Origin of the sequence: Burkholderia sp. DN3021 (assembly GCF_049805555.1) — a bacterium.
In the GTDB taxonomy this organism is placed as follows: domain Bacteria; phylum Pseudomonadota; class Gammaproteobacteria; order Burkholderiales; family Burkholderiaceae; genus Burkholderia; species Burkholderia pyrrocinia_C.
Map to the genome: position 1 here is coordinate 1 of NZ_JBNCAB010000086.1, position 20,784 is coordinate 20,784.

Annotated in this window: 18 protein-coding genes; 14 read left to right on the forward strand and 4 right to left on the reverse strand. The window is 66.4% G+C overall.

Translation table 11 applies throughout. From position 1 onward, the window contains the following. Positions 1–196: 196 nt before the first annotated feature. Positions 197–1,462 (reverse strand): SGNH/GDSL hydrolase family protein, encoded by a 1,266-nt coding sequence (locus ACPUER_RS29785; RefSeq protein ID WP_175964105.1) that lies wholly within the window; start codon positions 1,460–1,462, stop codon positions 197–199. A 199-nt stretch (positions 1,463–1,661) separates the two neighbouring features. On the opposite strand from ACPUER_RS29785, the gene paaA reads away from it, so the two are divergent. From paaA to ACPUER_RS29825, 8 genes are all read left to right on the forward strand, one after another. Further along, positions 1,662–2,660 carry a 1,2-phenylacetyl-CoA epoxidase subunit PaaA gene (gene paaA, locus ACPUER_RS29790; RefSeq protein WP_047899576.1) on the forward strand — a complete coding sequence of 333 codons (999 nt, stop codon included), beginning with the start codon at positions 1,662–1,664 and terminating at the stop codon, positions 2,658–2,660. Positions 2,661–2,695: 35 nt separating this feature from the next. Beyond that, positions 2,696–2,980, forward strand: a complete 285-nt coding sequence (gene paaB, locus ACPUER_RS29795) for a 1,2-phenylacetyl-CoA epoxidase subunit PaaB (protein ID WP_010092957.1) — start codon at positions 2,696–2,698, stop codon at positions 2,978–2,980. Between the two features lie 10 nt (positions 2,981–2,990). After that, complete coding sequence (gene paaC / locus ACPUER_RS29800; protein WP_425132856.1) at positions 2,991–3,794, forward strand: 1,2-phenylacetyl-CoA epoxidase subunit PaaC; 804 nt, start codon at positions 2,991–2,993, stop codon at positions 3,792–3,794. A 25-nt stretch (positions 3,795–3,819) separates the two neighbouring features. Next, positions 3,820–4,383, forward strand: a complete 564-nt coding sequence (paaD, locus tag ACPUER_RS29805; RefSeq protein WP_310139552.1) for a 1,2-phenylacetyl-CoA epoxidase subunit PaaD — start codon at positions 3,820–3,822, stop codon at positions 4,381–4,383. Positions 4,384–4,504: 121 nt separating this feature from the next. Further along, positions 4,505–5,569, forward strand: a complete 1,065-nt coding sequence (paaE, locus tag ACPUER_RS29810) for a 1,2-phenylacetyl-CoA epoxidase subunit PaaE (protein WP_175964142.1) — start codon at positions 4,505–4,507, stop codon at positions 5,567–5,569. A gap of 128 nt (positions 5,570–5,697) precedes the next feature. Next, the gene (locus ACPUER_RS29815; RefSeq protein WP_425132857.1) at positions 5,698–6,522 is read left to right on the forward strand and encodes a DUF1835 domain-containing protein; all 825 of its coding nucleotides are present in this window, start codon (positions 5,698–5,700) and stop codon (positions 6,520–6,522) included. Positions 6,523–6,538: 16 nt separating this feature from the next. Beyond that, entirely contained in the window at positions 6,539–7,144 is a 606-nt protein-coding gene (locus ACPUER_RS29820) for a TetR/AcrR family transcriptional regulator (RefSeq protein ID WP_027783292.1), read from the forward strand. 244 nt (positions 7,145–7,388) lie between these two features. Further along, on the forward strand, positions 7,389–8,036 hold the full coding sequence (locus ACPUER_RS29825) for a GNAT family N-acetyltransferase (RefSeq protein ID WP_425132858.1): 648 nt from the start codon (positions 7,389–7,391) through the stop codon (positions 8,034–8,036). Positions 8,037–8,109: 73 nt separating this feature from the next. Here ACPUER_RS29825 and ACPUER_RS29830 read toward each other — a convergent pair whose 3' ends face one another. After that, positions 8,110–8,634, reverse strand: coding sequence for an Lrp/AsnC family transcriptional regulator (locus tag ACPUER_RS29830; RefSeq protein ID WP_011655746.1), 525 nt, complete (start codon positions 8,632–8,634; stop codon positions 8,110–8,112). A gap of 213 nt (positions 8,635–8,847) precedes the next feature. Between ACPUER_RS29830 and hppD the strand changes: the two genes are divergently transcribed. Then, positions 8,848–9,945 (forward strand): 4-hydroxyphenylpyruvate dioxygenase, encoded by a 1,098-nt coding sequence (gene hppD / locus ACPUER_RS29835; RefSeq protein ID WP_034183958.1) that lies wholly within the window; start codon positions 8,848–8,850, stop codon positions 9,943–9,945. A gap of 134 nt (positions 9,946–10,079) precedes the next feature. Here hppD and ACPUER_RS29840 read toward each other — a convergent pair whose 3' ends face one another. Next, entirely contained in the window at positions 10,080–10,274 is a 195-nt protein-coding gene (locus ACPUER_RS29840) for a hypothetical protein (RefSeq protein WP_072443204.1), read from the reverse strand. Positions 10,275–10,591: 317 nt separating this feature from the next. Between ACPUER_RS29840 and ACPUER_RS29845 the strand changes: the two genes are divergently transcribed. After that, the gene (locus ACPUER_RS29845) at positions 10,592–14,182 is read left to right on the forward strand and encodes an indolepyruvate ferredoxin oxidoreductase family protein (RefSeq protein WP_310139535.1); all 3,591 of its coding nucleotides are present in this window, start codon (positions 10,592–10,594) and stop codon (positions 14,180–14,182) included. Between the two features lie 138 nt (positions 14,183–14,320). Here ACPUER_RS29845 and ACPUER_RS29850 read toward each other — a convergent pair whose 3' ends face one another. Further along, entirely contained in the window at positions 14,321–16,591 is a 2,271-nt protein-coding gene (locus tag ACPUER_RS29850; protein WP_425132859.1) for an NADP-dependent malic enzyme, read from the reverse strand. Positions 16,592–17,048: 457 nt separating this feature from the next. On the opposite strand from ACPUER_RS29850, the gene ACPUER_RS29855 reads away from it, so the two are divergent. From ACPUER_RS29855 to argC, 4 genes are all read left to right on the forward strand, one after another. Continuing rightward, positions 17,049–17,735, forward strand: coding sequence for an orotate phosphoribosyltransferase (locus tag ACPUER_RS29855; protein ID WP_034183954.1), 687 nt, complete (start codon positions 17,049–17,051; stop codon positions 17,733–17,735). A 242-nt stretch (positions 17,736–17,977) separates the two neighbouring features. Beyond that, entirely contained in the window at positions 17,978–18,571 is a 594-nt protein-coding gene (locus ACPUER_RS29860; protein WP_175964112.1) for a YbhB/YbcL family Raf kinase inhibitor-like protein, read from the forward strand. Positions 18,572–18,771: 200 nt separating this feature from the next. Then, positions 18,772–19,344, forward strand: a complete 573-nt coding sequence (locus ACPUER_RS29865) for a flavodoxin family protein (protein WP_175964113.1) — start codon at positions 18,772–18,774, stop codon at positions 19,342–19,344. A gap of 155 nt (positions 19,345–19,499) precedes the next feature. Continuing rightward, positions 19,500–20,450 (forward strand): N-acetyl-gamma-glutamyl-phosphate reductase, encoded by a 951-nt coding sequence (argC, locus tag ACPUER_RS29870; protein WP_175964114.1) that lies wholly within the window; start codon positions 19,500–19,502, stop codon positions 20,448–20,450. The last annotated feature ends 334 nt before the right edge of the window (positions 20,451–20,784 follow it).

The following is a 20,784-nucleotide window of genomic DNA, read 5'->3' on the forward strand; positions in this document are numbered from 1 at the left end:
CGCCGCGTTTCCGTTAGCGCGAAAGAGGCGTGATTCTATGCACCTCGCCCCCTTCGCGCAAGCCCCTTTGTGAAATTATTTTGAAAAAGCCCCCGTGCGCTCACGCGCACGGGGGTTTGGGGGCTCGACGGACAAGGTGTCGCCGCCGACATCCAGGCCACCGACAACGCGTCAACCCCATCTATATAGAAGCGCGTCACCTGCTGCCCACGGCAGCCCGCAACTGCTCGACCGGCACCGCGTCGGCCATCGCCGTGTAGCCCGCATCGCTCGGATGGATGCCGTCGCCGCTGTCGTATCGACGTTGCAGCACGCTCGGGTGCGCCGGATCGCGCAGCACCGCATCGAAGTCGACCACGTCGTCGAACCCGCCACCGCTCCGGATCCACCGGTTCACCTCGAGCCGGATCGCCTCGCGTCCAGCCGGCAACCCTGCCGGCGTGAGCGTCGCGCCGAAGACCTTCACGCCCTGGCGGTGTGCCGCCTCGATGAGCCGGCGATAGCCGTCGATCAGCGACGCGGCCGTGACCTGCGTATGCGGATGGTCGCAATCGAGCCCCGTGCGCGGCGGCATCGCCGCGAAGTTGATGTCGTTGATCCCGATCAGCACAACCGCGGCCTTCACGCCCGCGCGCGACAGCGCATCGCGCTCGAACCTCGACGCCAGCGACGTGCCGTAGCACGCCGAATCGCTGAGCAGCCGGTTCCCGCTGATGCCCAGATTCACGACGCCGATCGAATCGGCGCCCGACGCAGTCAGCCGACGCGCCAGCGCGTCCGGCCAGCGGCGGTTCCGGTTCACGCTCGAACGCAGTCCGTCGGTGATCGAATCGCCGATCGCGGCCACGCTGGCTCGCGCGGAACCAACCTCGACGGCCAGCTCAGTCACCCATGCATATTGGGTAAAACGGGTACGGAACGCGGCGGCGGCCGGATCGTTCACGTGATCGCCCGGTGCAGAGACATAGTTGAACTGGTTCGACACGCGGTGCCAGACCGTCATCCGCTGGTTCGGTCCCATCTGCAGACTGATGGCGTACGGTTGTCCGGCCGTCACGTCGATCGCCACCGGATCGCTTTCGAGTTCCTGCCCCGGCGCGAGCGTGACCGACGCCTTGCCGCCGAACCTGACCGGCACGGCCGCGCCGCCGGCGAGCGCGGCGCCGTCGCCGGCACGTGCGAGGCTCGCCGCCTCGACGACCAGCGGTGCGTGACCGTATGCATTGCTGACGCGAATCCGCACCGCCCGTCCCGACACCGTCGGGTAGACGATCTGGCGCACGGTCCGCCCGGCCACGTCGGGAGCGCGATAAAGCGGCGGCGGTGCGGCAAGGTCGGGAATCGGCTGCAACGCGGTCGCCCACGCGGCGACCCATCCTGCCGGCGCGGCCGAAGCCGCGAGCGGCGACACGAAAACGGCCGCACCCAGCACGGCCGCGGCGAAACTGCTTCGGAATGACATCGACAAAATCCTCATCGGAAAGCGGGCATTGTGCCGCAGAAGACGCGGGACTCACGCGGCGGCCCACGCTCACACCGCCCGATCGTGCCCCGACATCGCTCGTTTACCCGAACCTCGCCGCAAATCCGCAAGAAATTTATTAACCGACCGGTCGGTTGGTTTATACTGCGCACACATTCAACCGGACGAGAATCTCGCCATGTACACGCAATCCCTCGACATCCCCGGCAACGTCGCGCCGCTCGACGCCGCAGCCGAGTCGCCCGAGCAGGCGCGGTTCGATGCGGTGATGGCCGCGGACGGCAAGATCGAACCGCAAGACTGGATGCCCGACGCCTATCGCAAGACGCTGGTTCGCCAGATCTCGCAGCACGCGCATTCGGAAGTCGTCGGCATGCTGCCGGAAGGCAACTGGATCTCGCGCGCGCCGAGCCTGAAGCGCAAGGCGATCCTGCTCGCAAAGGTCCAGGACGAAGCCGGCCACGGCCTCTATCTTTATAGCGCGGCCGAAACGCTAGGCGTGTCACGCGATTCGCTGATCGACGCGCTGCACGCAGGCAAGGCGAAATACTCGAGCATCTTCAACTACCCGACGCCGACCTGGGCGGACGTCGGCGTGATCGGCTGGCTCGTCGACGGCGCCGCGATCATGAACCAGATCCCGCTGTGCCGCTGCACGTACGGCCCGTACGCGCGCGCGATGATCCGCGTGTGCAAGGAAGAGTCGTTCCACCAGCGCCAGGGTTTCGACGCGCTGCTGTCGATGATGAAGGGCAGCGACGCGCAGCGCGCGATGGTCCAGCAGGCCGTGAACCGCTGGTGGTGGCCGGTGCTGATGATGTTCGGCCCGAGCGACGCCGATTCGGTCCACAGCAGCCAGTCCGCGAAATGGGGCATCAAGCGGATCTCGAACGACGACCTGCGGCAGAAGTTCGTCGACGCGACAGTCGACCAGGCGAAGGTGCTCGGCGTCACGCTGCCCGATCCCGACTTGAAGTGGAACGACGCGCGCGGCCACCACGACTACGGCACGATCGACTGGGACGAATTCTGGCGCGTGGTCAACGGCGACGGCCCGTGCAACAAGGAACGCCTCGCGACCCGTGTGAAAGCGCACGAGGACGGCGCATGGGTGCGCGAAGCCGCGCTCGCGCACGAAGCGAAGCGCCGCGCCCGCGCCGAACAGCACGCCGCCTGAGCGGCACCATCGAATTCAGGAATCAGGAGAAAGTGATGAACAAGGAATGGCCGATCTGGGAAGTGTTCGTGCGCAGCAAGCAGGGGCTCGATCACAAGCATTGCGGCAGCCTGCACGCCGCCGACGCATCGATGGCGCTGCGCATGGCGCGCGACGTCTACACGCGCCGCCAGGAAGGCGTGAGCATCTGGGTCGTGCCGTCGTCGGCGATCACCGCATCGGATCCGAACGAGAAGGCCGAACTGTTCGAGCCGGCGGGCGACAAGATCTACCGTCACCCGACGTTCTACACGCTGCCCGACGAAGTCAACCACATGTAACGCCCGCGCCATGACGATCACGCCCGAACACCTCTCCTACGTGCTGCGCCTCGCGGACAACGCGCTGATCCTGGGTCAGCGCAACGCCGAATGGTGCGGCCACGGCCCGATCCTCGAGGAAGACATCGCGCTCACCAACATGAGCCTCGACCTCATCGGCCAGGCGCGCATGCTGTATACGCACGCCGCCGAACTCGAGCGCCAGCTCACCGGCGCGACGAAGACCGAGGACGACTACGCGTACTTCCGTACCGAGCGCGAGTTCGCGAACTTCACGCTCGCCGAGCTGCCGCACTACGGCCCGGTCTCCGGCACCGCGCACGCCGACAAGGACTACGCGGTGACGATCGTGCGCAACTTCCTCTATGCGGCGCTGATGCTGCACGTGTGGGCCGCGCTGGAAACGTCGACCGATACGCAACTCGCCGCGATCGCCGCGAAATCGGTGAAGGAAACCCGCTATCACGTGCAGCACGCGCGCGAATGGCTCGTTCGCCTCGGCGACGGCACCGACGAATCGCACCGTCGCGCGCAGGATGCGCTCGACTACCTGACCCCGTACACACGCGAATTCTTCGCAGCCGATGCGATCGACGACGCGATCGCCGCACCGGGCATCGGCCCGGCACCGGCCGCGATCGAAGCCGCATGGCGCGCGGACGTGGACGACGCGCTCGCCGAGGCGACGCTCACGCTGCCGGCGCCCGTGATGCATGTGACGACCGGCAAGCAGGGCGAGCACTCGGAGCACATGGGCTACCTGCTCGCCGAAATGCAGAGCCTCGCGCGCCAGCACCCCGGCGCGACCTGGTAACCGGCCAACGCCACGGAGCCCGACGATGTCCGTCCAGACCGCCGCCCCCGCCGACGCCGCGCCCGCCGCGCGTCACGACGATCCGCTGCTCGCCCGCGCATGGGACGTGCTGGAAGCGGTGCCCGACCCCGAGATCCCGGTCGTGTCGATCCGCGAGCTCGGCATCCTGCGCGACGTTCGCCGCACGGACGACGGCATGCTCGAAGTCGTGATCACGCCGACCTACTCGGGCTGCCCGGCCATGTCGCAGATCGCCGAGGACGTCGCCGCCGCCTTGCAGGCCGCCGGCCTCCCGCCGCACCGGATCGAAACGGTGCTCGCGCCCGCGTGGACGACCGACTGGATCACGCAGGAAGCGCGCGACAAGCTGCGCGCGTACGGCATCGCGCCGCCGGTCGGCCGGTGCGGCAGCGCCGCGCCGCGGGAAAACGTCGTGCGCTTCGTGCCGCGACCGGTCGCAGCGCCCGCGTGCCCGCGCTGCGGCTCCGCCCGCACCGAACGTCTCGCGCAATTCGCGTCCACGGCCTGCAAGGCGCTGTATCGCTGCATCGACTGCCGCGAACCCTTCGACTACTTCAAACCCTACTGAAATGAAACAGCCCCCACGCTCTCTTCGTTCGCTTGGGGGGGCGCAGCTCCCCCATCCCCCGGAAGCAGATCCGTCGCGCGAGGCAGCCCGGCGGGGGTCGACGACCCCGCAATTTCATCCGCTGCGTATCCGCGACGTGCGGCCCGAGACCGCCGACGCCGTCACCGTCTCGTTCGACGTGCCGCCCGAGCTGCGCGACGCTTACCGCTTCACGCAGGGCCAGTTCGTCACGCTGAAGACCCACATCGACGGCGAGGAGACGCGCCGCTCGTATTCGATCTGCGTCGGCACGACGGACTACGACCGCGACGGCGAACTGCGCATCGGCATCAAGCGCGTGCGCGGTGGCCGCTTCTCGAATTTCGCATTCGATACGCTGAAGCCGGGCCACACGATCGACGTGATGACGCCGGACGGCCGCTTCTTCACGCATTTGAACGCGGACCACGGCAAGCAGTACGTCGCGTTTTCCGGCGGCTCGGGGATCACGCCCGTGCTCGCGATCATCAAGACGACGCTCGAACTCGAGCCGCGCAGCACGTTCACGCTGATCTACGGCAACCGCAGCGTCGACGCGATCATGTTCGCGGAGGAGCTCGAGGACCTGAAGAACCGCTACATGAACCGCTTCGTCCTCTATCACGTGCTGTCGGACGACCAGCAGGACGTCGAGCTGTTCAACGGCGTGCTCGACCAGGCGAAATGCGCGGAATTCCTCGCCACGCTGATGCCGGCCGACGCGATCGACGAGGCGTTCATCTGCGGCCCCGCGCCGATGATGGACGCGGCCGAAGCGGCACTGAAGGAAGCTGGCGTGCCGCAGGCGAAGGTGCATGTCGAGCGCTTCGGCACGCCGCTGCCGCAGGCCGGCGCGCCGGTCGTGGAGATCACCGAGCAGACGCCGGCCGCCGACCTGGAAATCGTGCTCGACGGCAAGAAGCGCAAGCTGCGCCTGCCGTACGAAGGGGTGAGCCTGCTCGATGTCGGCCTGCGCGCGGGCCTCGCGCTGCCGTATGCGTGCAAGGGCGGCGTGTGCTGCACGTGCCGCGCGAAGGTGATCGAGGGCGAAGTGCGGATGGAGAAGAACTACACGCTCGAGGCGCATGAAGTGAAGGACGGTTTCGTGCTCACGTGCCAATGCCATCCGATCAGCGACAAGGTCGTCGTGAGCTTCGACGAGCGTTGAGCGGCATCGCGTCGCGGCGCCGGACGGTTTCTCGCCGTCACACATCTCGCTTACACTAGGGGCCGCCGGCCGGCTGGACATCGCAACGTCCGCCCGGCCGGCGGCTTTCTTTTGTTGACGACAGGCCGATGAGTACCATTCATGTGATTCAGGGCGGCACCGCCGCCGCGTCGCTGCGCGAGGCACTCGCGCAAGCCGGACGCGACGAGCGCGTCGTCGGATTGCTCGACGATCTCGGCGTCGGGCCGCTGAAGGGCGCCGACGAGACGCCCGACACGCGTGTCGCCTTCTGGCAGCACGTGCTCGGCGACCAGATCCCCGACTGGAACGCGGAAATCGAAGGCGAGTTCGCGCGCCTCGACCAGCTCGCGATGGATACCGGCCAGGTGGTCGTGTGGCATGCGCCGAGCGTCGGCGACAAGCTGCTGCTGCGCCGCGTCGCCTATCACCTGCGCAATGTCCCGCAGCGCCTGAACGAGGTGCGGCTGTCGGCCGCCGATCTCGACTCGGCGCAACGCGCATCGCTGTCGCGCACCGACCAGGCATGCACGACCGGGATGTTCTCGCCCGCGGAACTGGCGCGCAAACGGCCGGTGGCCGCGCCGATCTCGGTGCTGCGCATCGGCCGCCTCGCACTCGAATGGCAGGAAGCGAAGCACCTGAACGCCGAACTTCGCTATTGGGTCAGCAACACGATCAAGAGCGGCTACTATGCCGATCTCGACGCGCTGATCGTCGCGCGCGCGGAAACCGACTGGCTGCCCGCGCGGCGCCTCGTCGGCGGCATCATGGCCGACGCCGACCGCGGCGGCCTGTTCGTCAGCGACTCGATCGCCTGGTGGCGCTGTCGCGAACTCGCGGCGGCCGGCCGGCTCGAGCTGCAGGACGACGCACCCGCCGCCCTCTCTTCCACGCAGGTGCGCGCGGCCCGCGCGGCCATCGCGCACCGCTAATCTTCCGCATTCGACCATGGCCCGTACCCGAGCGCCCGACCACGAATCCCAGCGCGAGCAGATCCTCGATCTCGCCGCCGAGAAATTCGCGCAGACGAGCTACCCGAGCACGTCGATGTCCGATCTCGCGACCGCGAGCGGCACGTCGAAGGCACGCCTTTATCACTATTACGAGAGCAAGGAAGCGATCCTGTTCGACCTGCTCGACCGCTACACGAAGCGGCTGATGCTGATCATCGCCGAGGTCGAAGGGGCGAGCCAGCGGCGCGGCCTCAGCGAGCGCGACGCGTTCGCGGAGCTCGTGCGCGCGTTCCTCTCCGAATACGAGACGTCGCACAGCCGTCACGTCGCGCTGCTCAACGACGTAAAGTATCTCGAGGACGCGCAGCGCGAGATCGTGCTCGACCGCCAGCGCGATATCGTCGCAGCGTTCACGCGGCAGCTCGCGCGCGCGTACCCTGACCGTATCTCGAAGGAAAACCAGACATCCGTGACGATGATGGTGTTCGGGATGATCAACTGGACGTTCACGTGGCTGAAGCCGGGCGGCCGTCTCGGCTACCGCGACTTCGCCGAGCAGGTAATCGACCTGATCGAACGCGGGTTGTCGACGGCGGCCTGATTGCCGCACAGCAGCAAGCGTTGTAGGACGGGCACACTGCGGCGGCCCGTCGCGCATTTCATACGATGAATTTTAAATCCGTTAAAAATCATATAGATACAGGATTAACTAAGCGGATTTAGAATTCATCCTCCAGCATAAATAAGGTTAAATACGGGTTTTCCCCAATCCAGGGGCCGACGGTCGGGTAAAATGCTGTTGCGTTGCACAACCCGCTGTACGGTCACATATTGAGGAACCCACGATGAACACGCAATTGAACGGCAATGCCGATATCGTCGGCACCGCCGGTAGTGCGCCGGTTCTCGTCAGGGAACTGGCTTCCAAAGACCGTGAGCAGATGCTCACCCACTTTCTCTCGCTCGACGAAGAGGACCGCCTGCTGCGCTTCGGCCAGATGGTGCCCGACCACGTGATCGAGAACTATGTCCGCACGATCGACTTCGGTCGCGACACTGTGTTCGGCGTGTTCGACCACGAACTCGAACTGATCGGCGTCGGCCACCTGGCCTACCTGCCGGCCGAGGGCGACAAGCGCACGGCCGAATTCGGCGTGTCGGTGCTCGAAAGCGCACGCGGCCACGGCGTCGGCTCGAAGCTGTTCGAGCGCGCGGCGATCCGCAGCCGCAACACGCACGTGACGATGCTGTACATGCACTGCCTGTCGCGTAACGCGACGATGATGCACATCGCGAAGAAATCCGGGATGCGCATCGAGTACGCGTACGGCGAAGCCGATGCGTACCTGTCGCTGCCGCCGGCCGACCACTCGACGATCATCGCCGAGATGCTGCAGGAACAGGCCGCAGTGTTCGACTACGCGCTCAAGCGCCAGGCGCACCGCACGTCGATGTTCATCGAACCGATTTGCCCCGCCGCGGTGCGGGAATAATAGGGGCGGGCCGGCGGGGGGCGCGGGGGGGCCGCCCCCGGCCCCTTTTTCCCTCCTCCCGCCGCCGGGCGCGCTAGCGCACCGAACGAATCGGCAACGCCGTCGTCTCCTTGAAGCATTCGAGCGAAAAGCTCGTCTTCACGTCGATCACCGACGGGTGATGCAGCAAATGCTCCTGCACGAAACGGGAGAAATGCGCCATGTCCTCGACCTGCACGCGCAGCAGGTAATCCATGTCTCCCGTCATCGCGTGGCACGCGACCACTTCCGGCCAGGTCTGCACGGCCGCGCGAAACAGCTCCGCGTGGGTCGCGCCCGCGCGCGCCGACGTCTCGTCGGCCCGGACCGGCGCCAGGCCGCCGCGCTTCTCGAGCCGGACGCTCACGTACGCGAGCAGGTCGAGCCCGAGCTTCTGCGGATCCAGCAGCGCGACATAGCCGGTGATCACGCCGATCTCCTCGAGCCGCCGGATCCGCCGCAGGCACGGGCTCGGCGACAGGTTCACGCGCTCGGCGATCTCCTGGTTCGACAGGCGCCCGTTCTCCTGAAGAATCGCGAGGATCCGCCGGTCGATGGCATCCAATTCGGCTTGCGCCATCTTCTGCCCTCCAATGATTATTTAGAGACTGGAAATTGCGTCATCGTAGGCATGGACGATTAAGTTCGCAAGTTTCCGCTCGCGGCCGCCCGCTACACTTTGTCGCACGTACCGATTCGCTGCGCACGCCGACGCGTGCGCCGCGTTCGACATCGAACCGGGCCGGGCACGCACACGTCGCCCCGGCCGATCGCCCCGCACAGGAGACACGACATGCAGATCCCCAACTGGGACAACCCCGTCGGCACCGACGGCTTCGAATTCATCGAATACACGGCGCCGGACCCGAAAGCGCTCGGACAACTGTTCGAACGGATGGGTTTCACCGCGATCGCGCGCCACCGCCACAAGGACGTGACGGTCTACCGCCAGGGCGACATCAACTTCATCATCAACGCCGAACCCGATTCGTTCGCGCAACGCTTCGCGCGCCTGCACGGCCCGTCGATCTGCGCGATCGCGTTCCGCGTGCAGGACGCCGCGAAGGCATACAAGCACGCGCTCGAACTCGGCGCATGGGGCTTCGACAACAAGACGGGCCCGATGGAGCTGAACATCCCGGCGATCAAGGGCATCGGCGATTCGCTGATCTACTTCGTCGACCGCTGGCGCGGCAAGAACGGCGCGCAGCCGGGCGCGATCGGCGACATCAGCATCTATGACGTCGACTTCGAGCCGATCGCCGGTGCGAACCCGAACCCGGTCGGCCACGGCCTCACCTACATCGACCACCTGACGCACAACGTGCATCGCGGCCGCATGCAGGAATGGGCCGAGTTCTACGAACGCCTGTTCAACTTCCGCGAAGTGCGCTACTTCGACATCGAAGGCAAGGTGACGGGCGTGAAGTCGAAGGCGATGACGTCGCCGTGCGGCAAGATCCGGATCCCGATCAACGAGGAAGGCTCGGACACGGCCGGCCAGATCCAGGAATACCTCGATGCGTACCACGGCGAAGGCATCCAGCACATCGCGCTCGGCACGAACGACATCTACGGCGCGGTCGACGGCCTGCGCGGCAAGGAAGTGAAGCTGCTCGACACGATCGACACGTATTACGAGCTGGTCGACCGCCGCGTGCCGAACCACGGCGAATCGCTGGACGAACTGAAGAAGCGCAAGATCCTGATCGACGGCGCGCGCGACGACCTGCTGCTGCAGATCTTCACCGAGAACCAGATCGGGCCGATCTTCTTCGAGATCATCCAGCGCAAGGGCAACCAGGGCTTCGGCGAAGGCAACTTCAAGGCGCTGTTCGAATCGATCGAGCTCGACCAGATCCGTCGCGGCGTCGTGCAGGACAAGGCCTGACGCGTCCGGCGCGCGGCGGCCCGGGGGCAACCGGGCCGGCCGCACGATCCGGCGGCACAAAGAAAAAGGGCGGGAATCCGACGATTCCCGCCCTTTTGGCATTTCCGGCGCGGCCCGCAGGCCGCGCGACCGGATCAACGCGCGTTCGCCTTCGACTCGACGACGCGCTCGGCCGCCGGCTGCGCGACGGCATCCTGGGCCGGCACGATCTGACGCATCTGCACGCCGGCTGCCGCCAGTGCGCTCGCGCCTTGCGCGCGCACCGGGCCGGTCATCGCGAAAAACGCGGCGGACACGATCAGGAAACTCTGGATATGACGTGTGTTCATTGCACCTCCTGTAAAACTGCCGGCGCCTCCCCGATTGCGTCGAAACGAACCGACGCGGCCGGGCACCTCCGGCAGGCCGACAAGATTAACGGCATTTGCCCGTAGATGGGGTCTGCTTTACATGCATTTACATGATGTAACGCATGATCCAGCCCTTTTTCCTGGTGCGCCGCCGCATTCCGGCCGGTGGGCGGCGGGTTTGCCCCAGTGCTACCATCGCTTAAAACCGGCCAATATGCCGGCCACTGTCGACGCGTTCACAAGACGCCGGAGCAGTCGAGTTTTGGTGATCCCAAACTGGGTGGAGGAGACTGTTAATGAATGCCCCGCTAGACGCAGGCCAACGCGCGTCGCTAGAAGCCGCGCTGAAGTCCGTCACGCTTGATGACAAATACACACTGGAGCGCGGCCGCGCGTACATGAGCGGCATCCAGGCCCTCGTGCGCCTGCCGATGCTCCAGCAGGAACGCGACCGCGCCGCCGGTCTCAATACGGCCGGCTTCATCTCCGGCTATCGCGGCTCTCCGCTCGGCGGCCTCGACCTGTCGCTCTGGAAGGCCAAGCAGTACCTGGCGGCCCACCAGATCGTCTTCCAGCCCGGCATCAACGAAGATCTCGCCGCCACCGCCGTGTGGGGCTCGCAGCAAGTGAACCTGTACCCCGGCGCGAAGTACGACGGCGTGTTCGGCATGTGGTACGGCAAGGGCCCGGGCGTCGACCGCACCGGCGACGTGTTCAAGCACGCGAACTCGGCCGGCTCGTCGCAGCACGGCGGCGTGCTGGTGCTCGCCGGCGACGACCACGCGGCGAAATCGTCGACGCTCGCGCACCAGTCCGAGCACATCTTCAAGGCCTGCGGGCTGCCCGTGCTGTTCCCGTCCAACGTGCAGGAATATCTCGATTTCGGCCTGCACGGCTGGGCGATGAGCCGCTACTCGGGCCTGTGGGTCGCGCTCAAGTGCGTGACGGACGTGGTCGAATCGTCGGCGTCGGTCGACATCGACCCGCATCGCACCGAGATCGTGCTGCCGACCGACTTCATCATGCCGGACGGCGGCCTGAACATCCGCTGGCCCGACCCGCCGCTCGTGCAGGAAGCGCGGCTGCTCGACTACAAGTGGTACGCGGCGCTCGCCTATGTGCGCGCGAACAAGCTCGACCGGATCGAGATCGATTCGCCGGGCGCGCGCTTCGGGATCATGACCGGCGGCAAGGCGTACCTCGACGTGCGCCAGGCGCTGACCGACCTCGGTCTCGACGACGAAACCTGCGCGCGGATCGGCATCCGGCTCTACAAGGTCGGCTGCGTGTGGCCGCTCGAAGCGCAGGGCGCGCAGGCATTCGCGCGCGGCCTCGACGAAATCCTGGTGGTCGAGGAAAAGCGCCAGATCCTCGAATACGCGATCAAGGAAGAGCTGTACAACTGGCCCGACGCGCAACGGCCGCGCGTGTTCGGCAAGTTCGACGAGAAGGACGGCGCCGGCGGCGAATGGTCGGTGCCGATGGGCAACTGGCTGCTGCCCGCGCACTATGAACTGTCGCCCGCGATCATCGCGAAGGCGATCGCGACGCGCCTCGAGAAGTTCGAGCTGCCGTCCGACGTGCGCGCGCGCATCGCCGCGCGGCTCGCGGTGATCAACGCGAAGGAAATGGCGCTCGCGAAGCCGCACGTGCAGACCGAGCGCAAGCCGTGGTTCTGCTCGGGCTGCCCGCACAACACGTCGACCAACGTGCCGGAAGGCTCGCGCGCGATCGCCGGCATCGGCTGCCACTACATGACCGTGTGGATGGACCGCAGCACGAGCACCTTCAGCCAGATGGGCGGCGAAGGCGTGCCGTGGATCGGCCAGGCGCCGTTCACGGACGAGAAGCACGTGTTCGCGAACCTCGGCGACGGCACCTATTTCCACTCGGGCCTGCTGGCGGTGCGCGCGGCGATCTCGTCGAAAGCGAACATCACCTACAAGATCCTCTACAACGACGCGGTCGCGATGACGGGCGGCCAGCCGGTCGACGGCGTGCTGACGGTGCCGCAGATCACGCACCAGCTCGCGTCCGAAGGCGCGAAGAAGATCGTGATCGTCACCGACGAGCCGGAGAAGTACGACAGCCAGAAGGCGCTGCTCGCGCCGGGCGTGACGATCCATCACCGCGACCAGCTCGACGACGTGCAGCGCGAGCTGCGCGAGATCGCCGGCACGACGATCCTGATCTACGACCAGACCTGCGCGACCGAGAAGCGTCGCCGCCGCAAGCGCGGCACCTATCCGGACCCGGCAAAGCGCGTCGTGATCAACGAAGCGGTGTGCGAAGGCTGCGGCGACTGCTCGGTGCAGTCGAACTGCCTGTCGGTCGAGCCGCTGGAAACCGAGTTCGGCACGAAGCGCCAGATCAATCAGTCGAGCTGCAACAAGGACTTCTCGTGCTTGAAAGGCTTCTGCCCGAGCTTCGTCACGGTCGAGGGCGGCCAGTTGAAGAAGCCGAAGGCGGTTTCGGTCGACGGCAGCGCGCTGCCGCCGATCCCGGAACCGACGCTGCCGGACATCGACCGCGCGTACGGCGTGCTCGTCACGGGCGTCGGCGGCACGGGCGTCGTCACGATCGGCGCGCTGCTCGGAATGGCCGCGCACCTCGAGAACAAGGGCGTGACCGTGCTCGACGTCACGGGCCTCGCGCAGAAGGGCGGCGCCGTGATGAGCCACGTGCAGATCTCGCACGCGCCGACCGACATCCACGCGACGCGGATCGCGATGGGCGAAGCCGACCTCGTGATCGGCTGCGACGCGATCGTCACGGCCGGCGACGAGTGCACGTCGCGGATGCGGCACGACGCGACGCGCGTGGTCGTCAACAGCGCGCAGACGCCGACCGCCGAGTTCATCAAGAACCCGAACTGGGCGTTCCCCGGCCTGTCCGCGGAGAACGACATCCGTGCGGCGGCAGGCGAGGCCGTCGATTTCATCGACGCGAACCGCTTCGCGGTCGCGCTGCTCGGCGACGCGATCTACACGAACCCGTTCGTGCTCGGCTACGCGTGGCAGAAGGGCTGGCTGCCGCTCACGCTCGCATCGCTCGAACGCGCGATCGAGCTGAATGCCGTGTCGGTCGAGAAGAACCGCGCGGCCTTCGACTGGGGCCGGCGCGCCGCGTACGACCTGGCAAGCGTGAAGCAGGCCGCGGCCGGCGATGCACGCCCCGCGCAAGGCGCCACGGTGATCGCGCTGCACACGAAGAAGGCGGTCGACGCGCTGATCGCAAAGCGCGTGGAATTCCTCACCGCGTACCAGAACGCCGCGTACGCATCGCGCTACGCGGCATTCGTCGACAAGGTGCGCGCGGCCGAGCGCGCGCTGGCGGACGGCGATACGGTGCAGGAGCAACTGACCGAAGCGGTCGCGCGCAACCTGTTCAAGCTGATGGCGTACAAGGACGAATACGAGGTCGCGCGGCTGCAGTCCGATCCCGCGTTCCTCGCGCGGCTGTCCGCGCAGTTCGAAGGCGACTGGAAGCTGAAATTCCACCTCGCGCCGCCGCTGTTCGCGAAGACGGACGCGCACGGCCATCTCGTGAAGAAGGCGTACGGCCCGTGGATGATGTCGGCGTTCCGGCTGCTCGCGAAGGCAAAGTTCCTGCGCGGCACGGCGCTCGACCCGTTCGGCCGCACCGGGGAGCGCCGCGCCGAGCGTGCGCTGATCGGCGAATACGAAGCGCTGATCGACGAAGTGACGGCCAAGCTGAACGCGGCCAACCGCCCGCTCGCACTCGAGCTCGCGGCGCTGCCGGACGGCATTCGCGGCTACGGCCACGTGAAGGAGAACAACCTGCGCGCGGTACGCCAGAAGTGGAACACGCTGCTCGCGAAGTGGCGCTCGCCGACGGGCGGCCAGTCGCACCAGCAGGTCGCGTAACGGCGCGCGGCGCGCGTTCGCGGTTCGGACGCGCGCCCGCGCCGGCAGCAGTTCACGATAAAAAAACGCCACGGAACGCAGGTTCCGTGGCGTCTTTCATTGCGCCGCGCCCGAAGCGCGGCGCACGCGGGCGCGAACTTACTTCGTGTTCACGTTCGCGGCGGCAACGGCCGTCATGTTGATGATCCGGCGCACGGTCGCGGCCGGCGTCAGGATGTGGACCGGCTGCGCCGCGCCGAGCAGGAACGGGCCGACCGTCACGCCTTCGCCGCCGACCATCTTCAGCAGGTTGTACGCGATGTTCGCCGCTTCGACGTTCGGCATGATCAGCAGGTTCGCTTCACCCGACAGCGTCGTGCCCGGGAAGGCCTGCTTGCGGATCACTTCCGACAGCGCCGCGTCGCCGTGCATTTCGCCGTCGACTTCCAGGTTCGGCGCACGTTCGACGATCAGCTTGCGAGCCTCGGCCATCCGGTGCGACGACGACGACGGCGCGCTGCCAAAGTTCGAGTTCGACAGCAGCGCGGCCTTCGGCGTGATGCCGAAGCGCTCGATCTCGGCCGCGGCCTGGATCGTCATGTCGGCGAGCTGTTCGGCGCTTGGCTGCTCGTTCACGTACGTGTCGCACAGGAACAGGTTGCGGCCCGGCAGCATCAGCAGGTTCATCGCCGCGAAGTGCTCGGCGCCCTTCGCACGGCCCAGCACCTGCTCGATGAACTTCAGGTGGCTGTGGAACGTGTCGATCATCCCGCAGATCATCCCGTCCGCGTCGCCCAGATGCACGAGCATCGTGCCGATCAGCGTGTTGAACTTGCGCATCGCGGCCTTCGCGACTTCCGGCGTCACGCCGTCGCGCGCAGCGATGTCGTGGTATGCCTGCCAGTAGCGGTGGTAGCGCGTGTCGTCTTCCGGATTGACGATCTCGAAATCGACGCCGGCCTTCAGCTTCGAGCCGATCTTCGCGAGGCGCATCTCGACGACCGACGGACGGCCGACGATGATCGGCTGCGCGATCTTTTCCTGCAGCACGAACTGGGCGGCACGCAGCACGCGCTCGTCCTCGCCTTCGGCGTACACGATGCGGGCCTGCTTCTTCTTCGCGGTCGCGAACACCGGGCGCATCACCATGCCCGTGCGGTAGACGGTCGCGCCGAGCTGCTCGCGGTACGCGTCCATGTCCTGGATCGGACGCGTCGCGACGCCCGAATCCATCGCGGCCTGCGCGACGGCCGGCGCGATCTTGATGATCAGGCGCGGGTCGAACGGCTTCGGAATCAGGTATTCCGGCCCGAATTCGAGCGAGTGGCCTTCATACGCCTTCGCGACTTCCTCGCTCTGGTCGGTTTCCTGCGCCAGCTCGGCGATCGCGCGCACGCACGCGAGCTTCATTTCTTCCGTGATCGTCGTCGCGCCGACGTCGAGCGCGCCGCGGAAGATGAACGGGAAGCACAGCACGTTGTTGACCTGGTTCGGGTAGTCCGAACGGCCGGTCGCGACGATCGCGTCCGGGCGCACGGCCTTCGCGTCTTCCGGGCGGATTTCCGGTTCCGGGTTCGCGAGCGCCAGGATCAGCGGCCGGTCGCCCATCGTCTTGACCATGTCCTGCTTCAGCACGCCCGCGCTCGAGCAGCCGAGGAACACGTCCGCGCCGACAATCGCATCGGCGAGCGTGCGTGCGTCGGTCGTGGCCGCATAGCGCTGCTTCGACGGATCGAGATTGCCGCGCCCTTCGTAGATCACGCCCTTCGAATCGGCGACGAGGATGTTCGACTTCGTCAGGCCGAGGTTCACCAGCAGGTCCAGACACGCGATGGCCGCAGCGCCGGCGCCCGAGCACACGAGCTTCACTTCGGACAGCTTCTTGCCGACGACCTTCAGGCCGTTCAGGATCGCGGCCGACGCGATGATCGCGGTGCCGTGCTGGTCATCGTGGAAGACGGGGATCTTCATGCGCTCGCGCAGCTTCTGCTCGATGTAGAAGCATTCCGGAGCCTTGATGTCCTCGAGGTTGATGCCGCCGAGCGTCGGCTCGAGCATCGCTATCGCCTCGACGAGCTTGTCGGGGTCGGACTCCGACAGCTCGATGTCGAACACGTCAATGCCCGCGAATTTCTTGAAGAGGCAGCCCTTGCCTTCCATCACCGGCTTCGCGGCGAGCGGGCCGATGTTGCCGAGACCGAGCACGGCCGTGCCGTTCGTGATGACGCCGACGAGGTTGCCGCGCGACGTGTACTTCTGCGCGTCGAGCGGATCGGCGTGGATCGCCTCGCACGCGGCGGCGACGCCCGGCGAATACGCGAGCGACAGATCGAGCTGGTTCGACAGCGGCTTGGTCGGGGTGACCGAAATCTTGCCGGGTTTCGGGTTCAGGTGATAAGCGAGAGCGGCCTGCTTCAGTTGTTCGTCCATGATTGACCTGCGAGAGACATGCGAAATTTTGACGGTTCAGTACACAGCACCTTCGGCCGCGTCTGCTTGAATCGAGGGGATGGTCGACTGCGAGACGGCACGCGACGCGCCGGGTCGGCACGCCATCGAACCTTGGCGGGTGGCAAGAGGAAAGTACAAAGTACTGAACGATTTCTAAGGGTCGCCTAGTGTACACCCCGCGCATGACGCATGTTGGTGCAGCGCCGCATCCCCGGCATCGCATCGGAGCGATCCGCCCCCGCTTGTTTCGCCGGTGGTGAGCGGGATCGCGAACCTGCGCGAATTCCGCCGAAAACCGGCCTGAATCGGGTAAAATAGCCGGCTACGCGCGCAGCGATGCGATCGGCCTTCCGATCGCGCCCCCGGCCCCCGGCCGGGTTCCCGTGCTGCGCCACGGGCCCGCGCCCGCTCCTCGCTCATCACCCAAGGAATGCCCATGACAGGCTACGATCGTCAGTCGATCTCGGATACGACCGCCAAAATCCTGCTCGAAGTGCAGGCGGTGCACTTCAACGCCGAAAAACCGTTCATCTTCACGTCCGGCTGGGCAAGCCCCGTCTATATCGACTGCCGCAAGCTGATCTCGTATCCGCGCGTGCGCCGTGCGCTGATGGAAATGGCGGAAACGACGATCACGCGCGACATCGGCTTCGAGCAGATCGACGCGGTGGCGGGCGGCGAGACGGCCGGCATCCCGTTCGCGGCATGGATCGCGGACCGGATGATGGTGCCGATGCAGTACGTGCGCAAGAAGCCGAAGGGTTTCGGCCGCAACGCGCAGATCGAAGGCCATCTGGAAGAAGGCTCGCGCGTGCTGCTGGTGGAAGACCTGACGACCGACAGCCGCAGCAAGATCAACTTCGTCAATGCGCTGCGTACCGCGGGCGCGACCGTGAACCACTGCTTCGTGCTGTTCCACTACGACATCTTCAAGGAAAGCGTGTCGGTCCTGAAGGACATCGACGTCGACCTGCACGCGCTGGCGACGTGGTGGGACGTGCTGCGCGTCGCGAAGGCATCGGGCTACTTCGAGACGAAGACGCTCGACGAAGTCGAGAAATTCCTGCACGCGCCGGCCGAGTGGTCGGCCGCGCACGGCGGCGCGACGGGCGCCCAGGAGTGACAGCGCGCCGGCATGCATGCCGGCGCACTGGCTGAACAAGCCGCCTGCTTCATCGCAGGCGGCTTTTTTTCGTCCGTCGTCCCCCGCGCAAGAACCGGTCGCGACCGCGGGTCGCGGTGTGCATCGCTCATCGAACCCTAATGCTAGACTTGATTCATCGTCGCCATCAGCTACGCGGGCAACGCACAACGCCAACAACGCCGGGAGCATCGGTCCGGCCCACGTGACGGGAGAAGCGCCATATGCGTGTGGATCGCCGGATCACTCCGCCTGCGCCATCGGGTCGCCCGTCTCCGTTCATCGCTCTCCTCGTTTACACCGCCGTCTTCGCGACGCTGCCCGTTCATGCGGAAGGCCCGTTCACCGTGTCGAGCGACGACCTGACGCCCGGCGGGCGCGTCCGCGCCGCGAACGTGTTCGATCGCGGCGACTGCAAGGGCGCGAACCGCTCGCCGCAACTCAGCTGGCACAACCCGCCGCCCGGCACGCGCGGCTACGCGGTCACGATCTTCGATCCCGACGCGCCCGGGCACGGCTGGTGGCACTGGGCCGTGGCGGTCATCCCGGCCACGGTCACGAGCCTGCCCGCCGACGCGAGCGCGTCCGGCTTCCTGCGGCGCATCGGCGCGAGCGAGGCGCGCAACGATTTCGGGATCGACGGCTACGGCGGCCCGTGCCCGCCGCCCGGCAAGCCGCATCGCTACGTGATCACCGTCTACGCGCTGAAGGGCAGCGACCTGCGCGTCGCGCAGGGCCGCCCCGCGCCGATGTTCGAGCACGAGATCGGCACGCTCGCGATCGGCACCGCACAATTCACGGTTAGCTACGGGCAGTGACGGACGCCACGCCGCGATTGCCGGCCGACGCGAATTTCAGTGCGCCGCATGCGCGCGTTTTCCCGTCATTTCGGCTTGCTAGACTCGTCGTCACCGGTCGCGGCCCCATACGCCGCGCATCGGTCGCGCCGCCCGCCGGCGACGCGTGACGCGGCAGGCCGCTGCGGCCGCCGTTCCCGTCCCTTTCCGGAGAACGCTTCATGTCGAACATCGTCATCGTCTATCACAGCGGCTACGGTCACACGCAGAAACTGGCCGAGGCCGTTCACGCGGGCGCGCAGGACGCCGGCGCGACCGTACGCCTGATCGCCGTCGGCGACCTCGACGACGCGGGCTGGGCCGCCCTCGACGCGGCCGACGCGATCGTCTTCGGCGCGCCGACCTACATGGGCGGCCCGTCGGCACAGTTCAAGCAGTTTGCCGACGCGACGTCGAAAGCGTGGTTCACGCAGAAGTGGAAAGACAAGATCGCCGCGGGCTTCACGAACTCCGCGACGATGAACGGCGACAAGTTCTCGACGATTCAATATTTCGTCACGCTGTCGATGCAGCATGGGATGGTGTGGGTCGGCACGAGCCTGATGCCGGCCAACTCAAAGGCGGCCACGCGCAACGACATCAACTACCTCGGCGGCTCCACGGGCCTGCTCGCGCAGTCGCCGGCGGATGCGACGCCCGACGAGGGCCCGCTGCCGGGCGACCTCGAGACCGGGAAGGCATTTGGCCAGCGCGTCGCCGAAGCGACGGCCCGCTGGGTTGCCGGCAGCCGCTGAGCCGGCCCCGGGCGCCCGCGCCGGCGGGCGTCAAAGGGACACAAGACGGCCCGCCGGCCGTCTTTTTTTCGCCCCGCGCGGTGCAGGCGCGCCGGATGACGTCTTAAAATGGCGATCTCCGGGCGCGGGCCCCCGTTTCATTCAGTGAGAGCGAAATGAGCACCAAAGTTTTTGTCGACGGCCAGGAAGGCACGACCGGCCTCAAGATCTTCGAATACCTGTCGGCGCGCAACGACATCGAGATCCTGCGCATCGATGAAGCGAAGCGCAAGGACGTCGACGAGCGCCGCCGCCTGATCAACGCGTCGGACGTCACGTTCCTGTGCCTGCCGGACGTCGCGTCGCGCGAATCGGCCTCGCTCGTCGAGAACCCGAACACGACGCTGATCGACGCGAGCACCGCGTTCCGCACGAGCGCCGACTGGGCCTACGGCCTGCCCGAACTGACCCGCGCGCAGCGCGAGAAGATTCGCACGTCGAAGCGTATCGCGGTGCCGGGCTGCCACGCATCGGCCTTCGTGCTCGCGATGCGTCCGCTCGTCGATGCGGGCATCGTCGCGCCGACGTTCGCCGCGCACAGCTACTCGATCACCGGCTACAGCGGCGGCGGCAAGTCGATGATCGCCGACTACGAGAACGCGGCGCCGGGCGGCAAGCTCGCGAGCCCGCGCCCGTACGCACTCGGCCTCACGCACAAGCACCTGCCGGAAATGGCCGCGCACACGGGCCTCGCGAACCCGCCGATCTTCACGCCGATCGTCGGCCCGTTCCTGAAGGGTCTCGCAGTGACGACCTACTTCACGCCCGAACAGCTCGCGAAGCGTGCGACGCCGCAAGACGTGCAACGCGTGTTCGCCGAATACTACGCGGACGAAGCATTCGTGCGCGTCGCGCCGTTCAACGCGGACGCGAACCTCGATGGCGGCTTCTTCGACGTGCAGGCGAACAACGACACGAACCGTGTCGACCTGTTCGTGTTCGGCAACGAAGAGCGCTTCGTCACGGTCGCGCGCCTCGACAACCTCGGCAAGGGAGCGTCGGGCGCCGCGATCCAGTGCATGAACCTCGCCATCGGCGCAGCCGAGGACGCAGGCCTCACGCGCTGATCATCCTCTCGTGCGATGCAAAGCCGGCCTCTGGCCGGCTTTTTATTTACCCATATCAGGCAATAAATAAAATCCTGTTCGCGCATTTACAAATATTTACAAGCTTTCCATTGCGCGATTACCAGCGAATTAACTCCCCCCTTCTTTCTCCAGTCAATCCCGAATAGGGATAAACCGGATACCGCCGCTTTAAACACTGCCGTTGTGCGCGGGAAGGTTCTTCGACAGCCTTCCGCGCGTGGCACATCCCCCACTCCGGCAGCTTTTGCCAGCCCCTCGCACGTTTTAATTCTTACTGAATGCCGTGTCAGACAAGGATTTAAAACACGACATC

Excerpts from the sequence above, each read along its gene's own strand:
- ACPUER_RS29860 (WP_175964112.1), top strand. The coding sequence starts at position 17,978 with ATGCGTGTGGATCGCCGGATCACTCCGCCTGCGCCATCGGGTCGCCCG.
- ACPUER_RS29855 (WP_034183954.1), top strand. The coding sequence starts at position 17,049 with ATGACAGGCTACGATCGTCAGTCGATCTCGGATACGACCGCCAAAATC.
- hppD (WP_034183958.1), top strand. The coding sequence starts at position 8,848 with ATGCAGATCCCCAACTGGGACAACCCCGTCGGCACCGACGGCTTCGAA.
- paaA (WP_047899576.1), top strand. The coding sequence starts at position 1,662 with ATGTACACGCAATCCCTCGACATCCCCGGCAACGTCGCGCCGCTCGAC.
- ACPUER_RS29845 (WP_310139535.1), top strand. The coding sequence starts at position 10,592 with ATGAATGCCCCGCTAGACGCAGGCCAACGCGCGTCGCTAGAAGCCGCG.
- paaD (WP_310139552.1), top strand. The coding sequence starts at position 3,820 with ATGTCCGTCCAGACCGCCGCCCCCGCCGACGCCGCGCCCGCCGCGCGT.
- ACPUER_RS29840 (WP_072443204.1), bottom strand. The coding sequence starts at position 10,274 with ATGAACACACGTCATATCCAGAGTTTCCTGATCGTGTCCGCCGCGTTT.
- paaB (WP_010092957.1), top strand. The coding sequence starts at position 2,696 with ATGAACAAGGAATGGCCGATCTGGGAAGTGTTCGTGCGCAGCAAGCAG.
- ACPUER_RS29815 (WP_425132857.1), top strand. The coding sequence starts at position 5,698 with ATGAGTACCATTCATGTGATTCAGGGCGGCACCGCCGCCGCGTCGCTG.
- paaC (WP_425132856.1), top strand. The coding sequence starts at position 2,991 with ATGACGATCACGCCCGAACACCTCTCCTACGTGCTGCGCCTCGCGGAC.
- ACPUER_RS29785 (WP_175964105.1), bottom strand. The coding sequence starts at position 1,462 with ATGTCATTCCGAAGCAGTTTCGCCGCGGCCGTGCTGGGTGCGGCCGTT.
- ACPUER_RS29820 (WP_027783292.1), top strand. The coding sequence starts at position 6,539 with ATGGCCCGTACCCGAGCGCCCGACCACGAATCCCAGCGCGAGCAGATC.
- ACPUER_RS29825 (WP_425132858.1), top strand. The coding sequence starts at position 7,389 with ATGAACACGCAATTGAACGGCAATGCCGATATCGTCGGCACCGCCGGT.
- ACPUER_RS29865 (WP_175964113.1), top strand. The coding sequence starts at position 18,772 with ATGTCGAACATCGTCATCGTCTATCACAGCGGCTACGGTCACACGCAG.
- argC (WP_175964114.1), top strand. The coding sequence starts at position 19,500 with ATGAGCACCAAAGTTTTTGTCGACGGCCAGGAAGGCACGACCGGCCTC.
- ACPUER_RS29830 (WP_011655746.1), bottom strand. The coding sequence starts at position 8,634 with ATGGCGCAAGCCGAATTGGATGCCATCGACCGGCGGATCCTCGCGATT.
- ACPUER_RS29850 (WP_425132859.1), bottom strand. The coding sequence starts at position 16,591 with ATGGACGAACAACTGAAGCAGGCCGCTCTCGCTTATCACCTGAACCCG.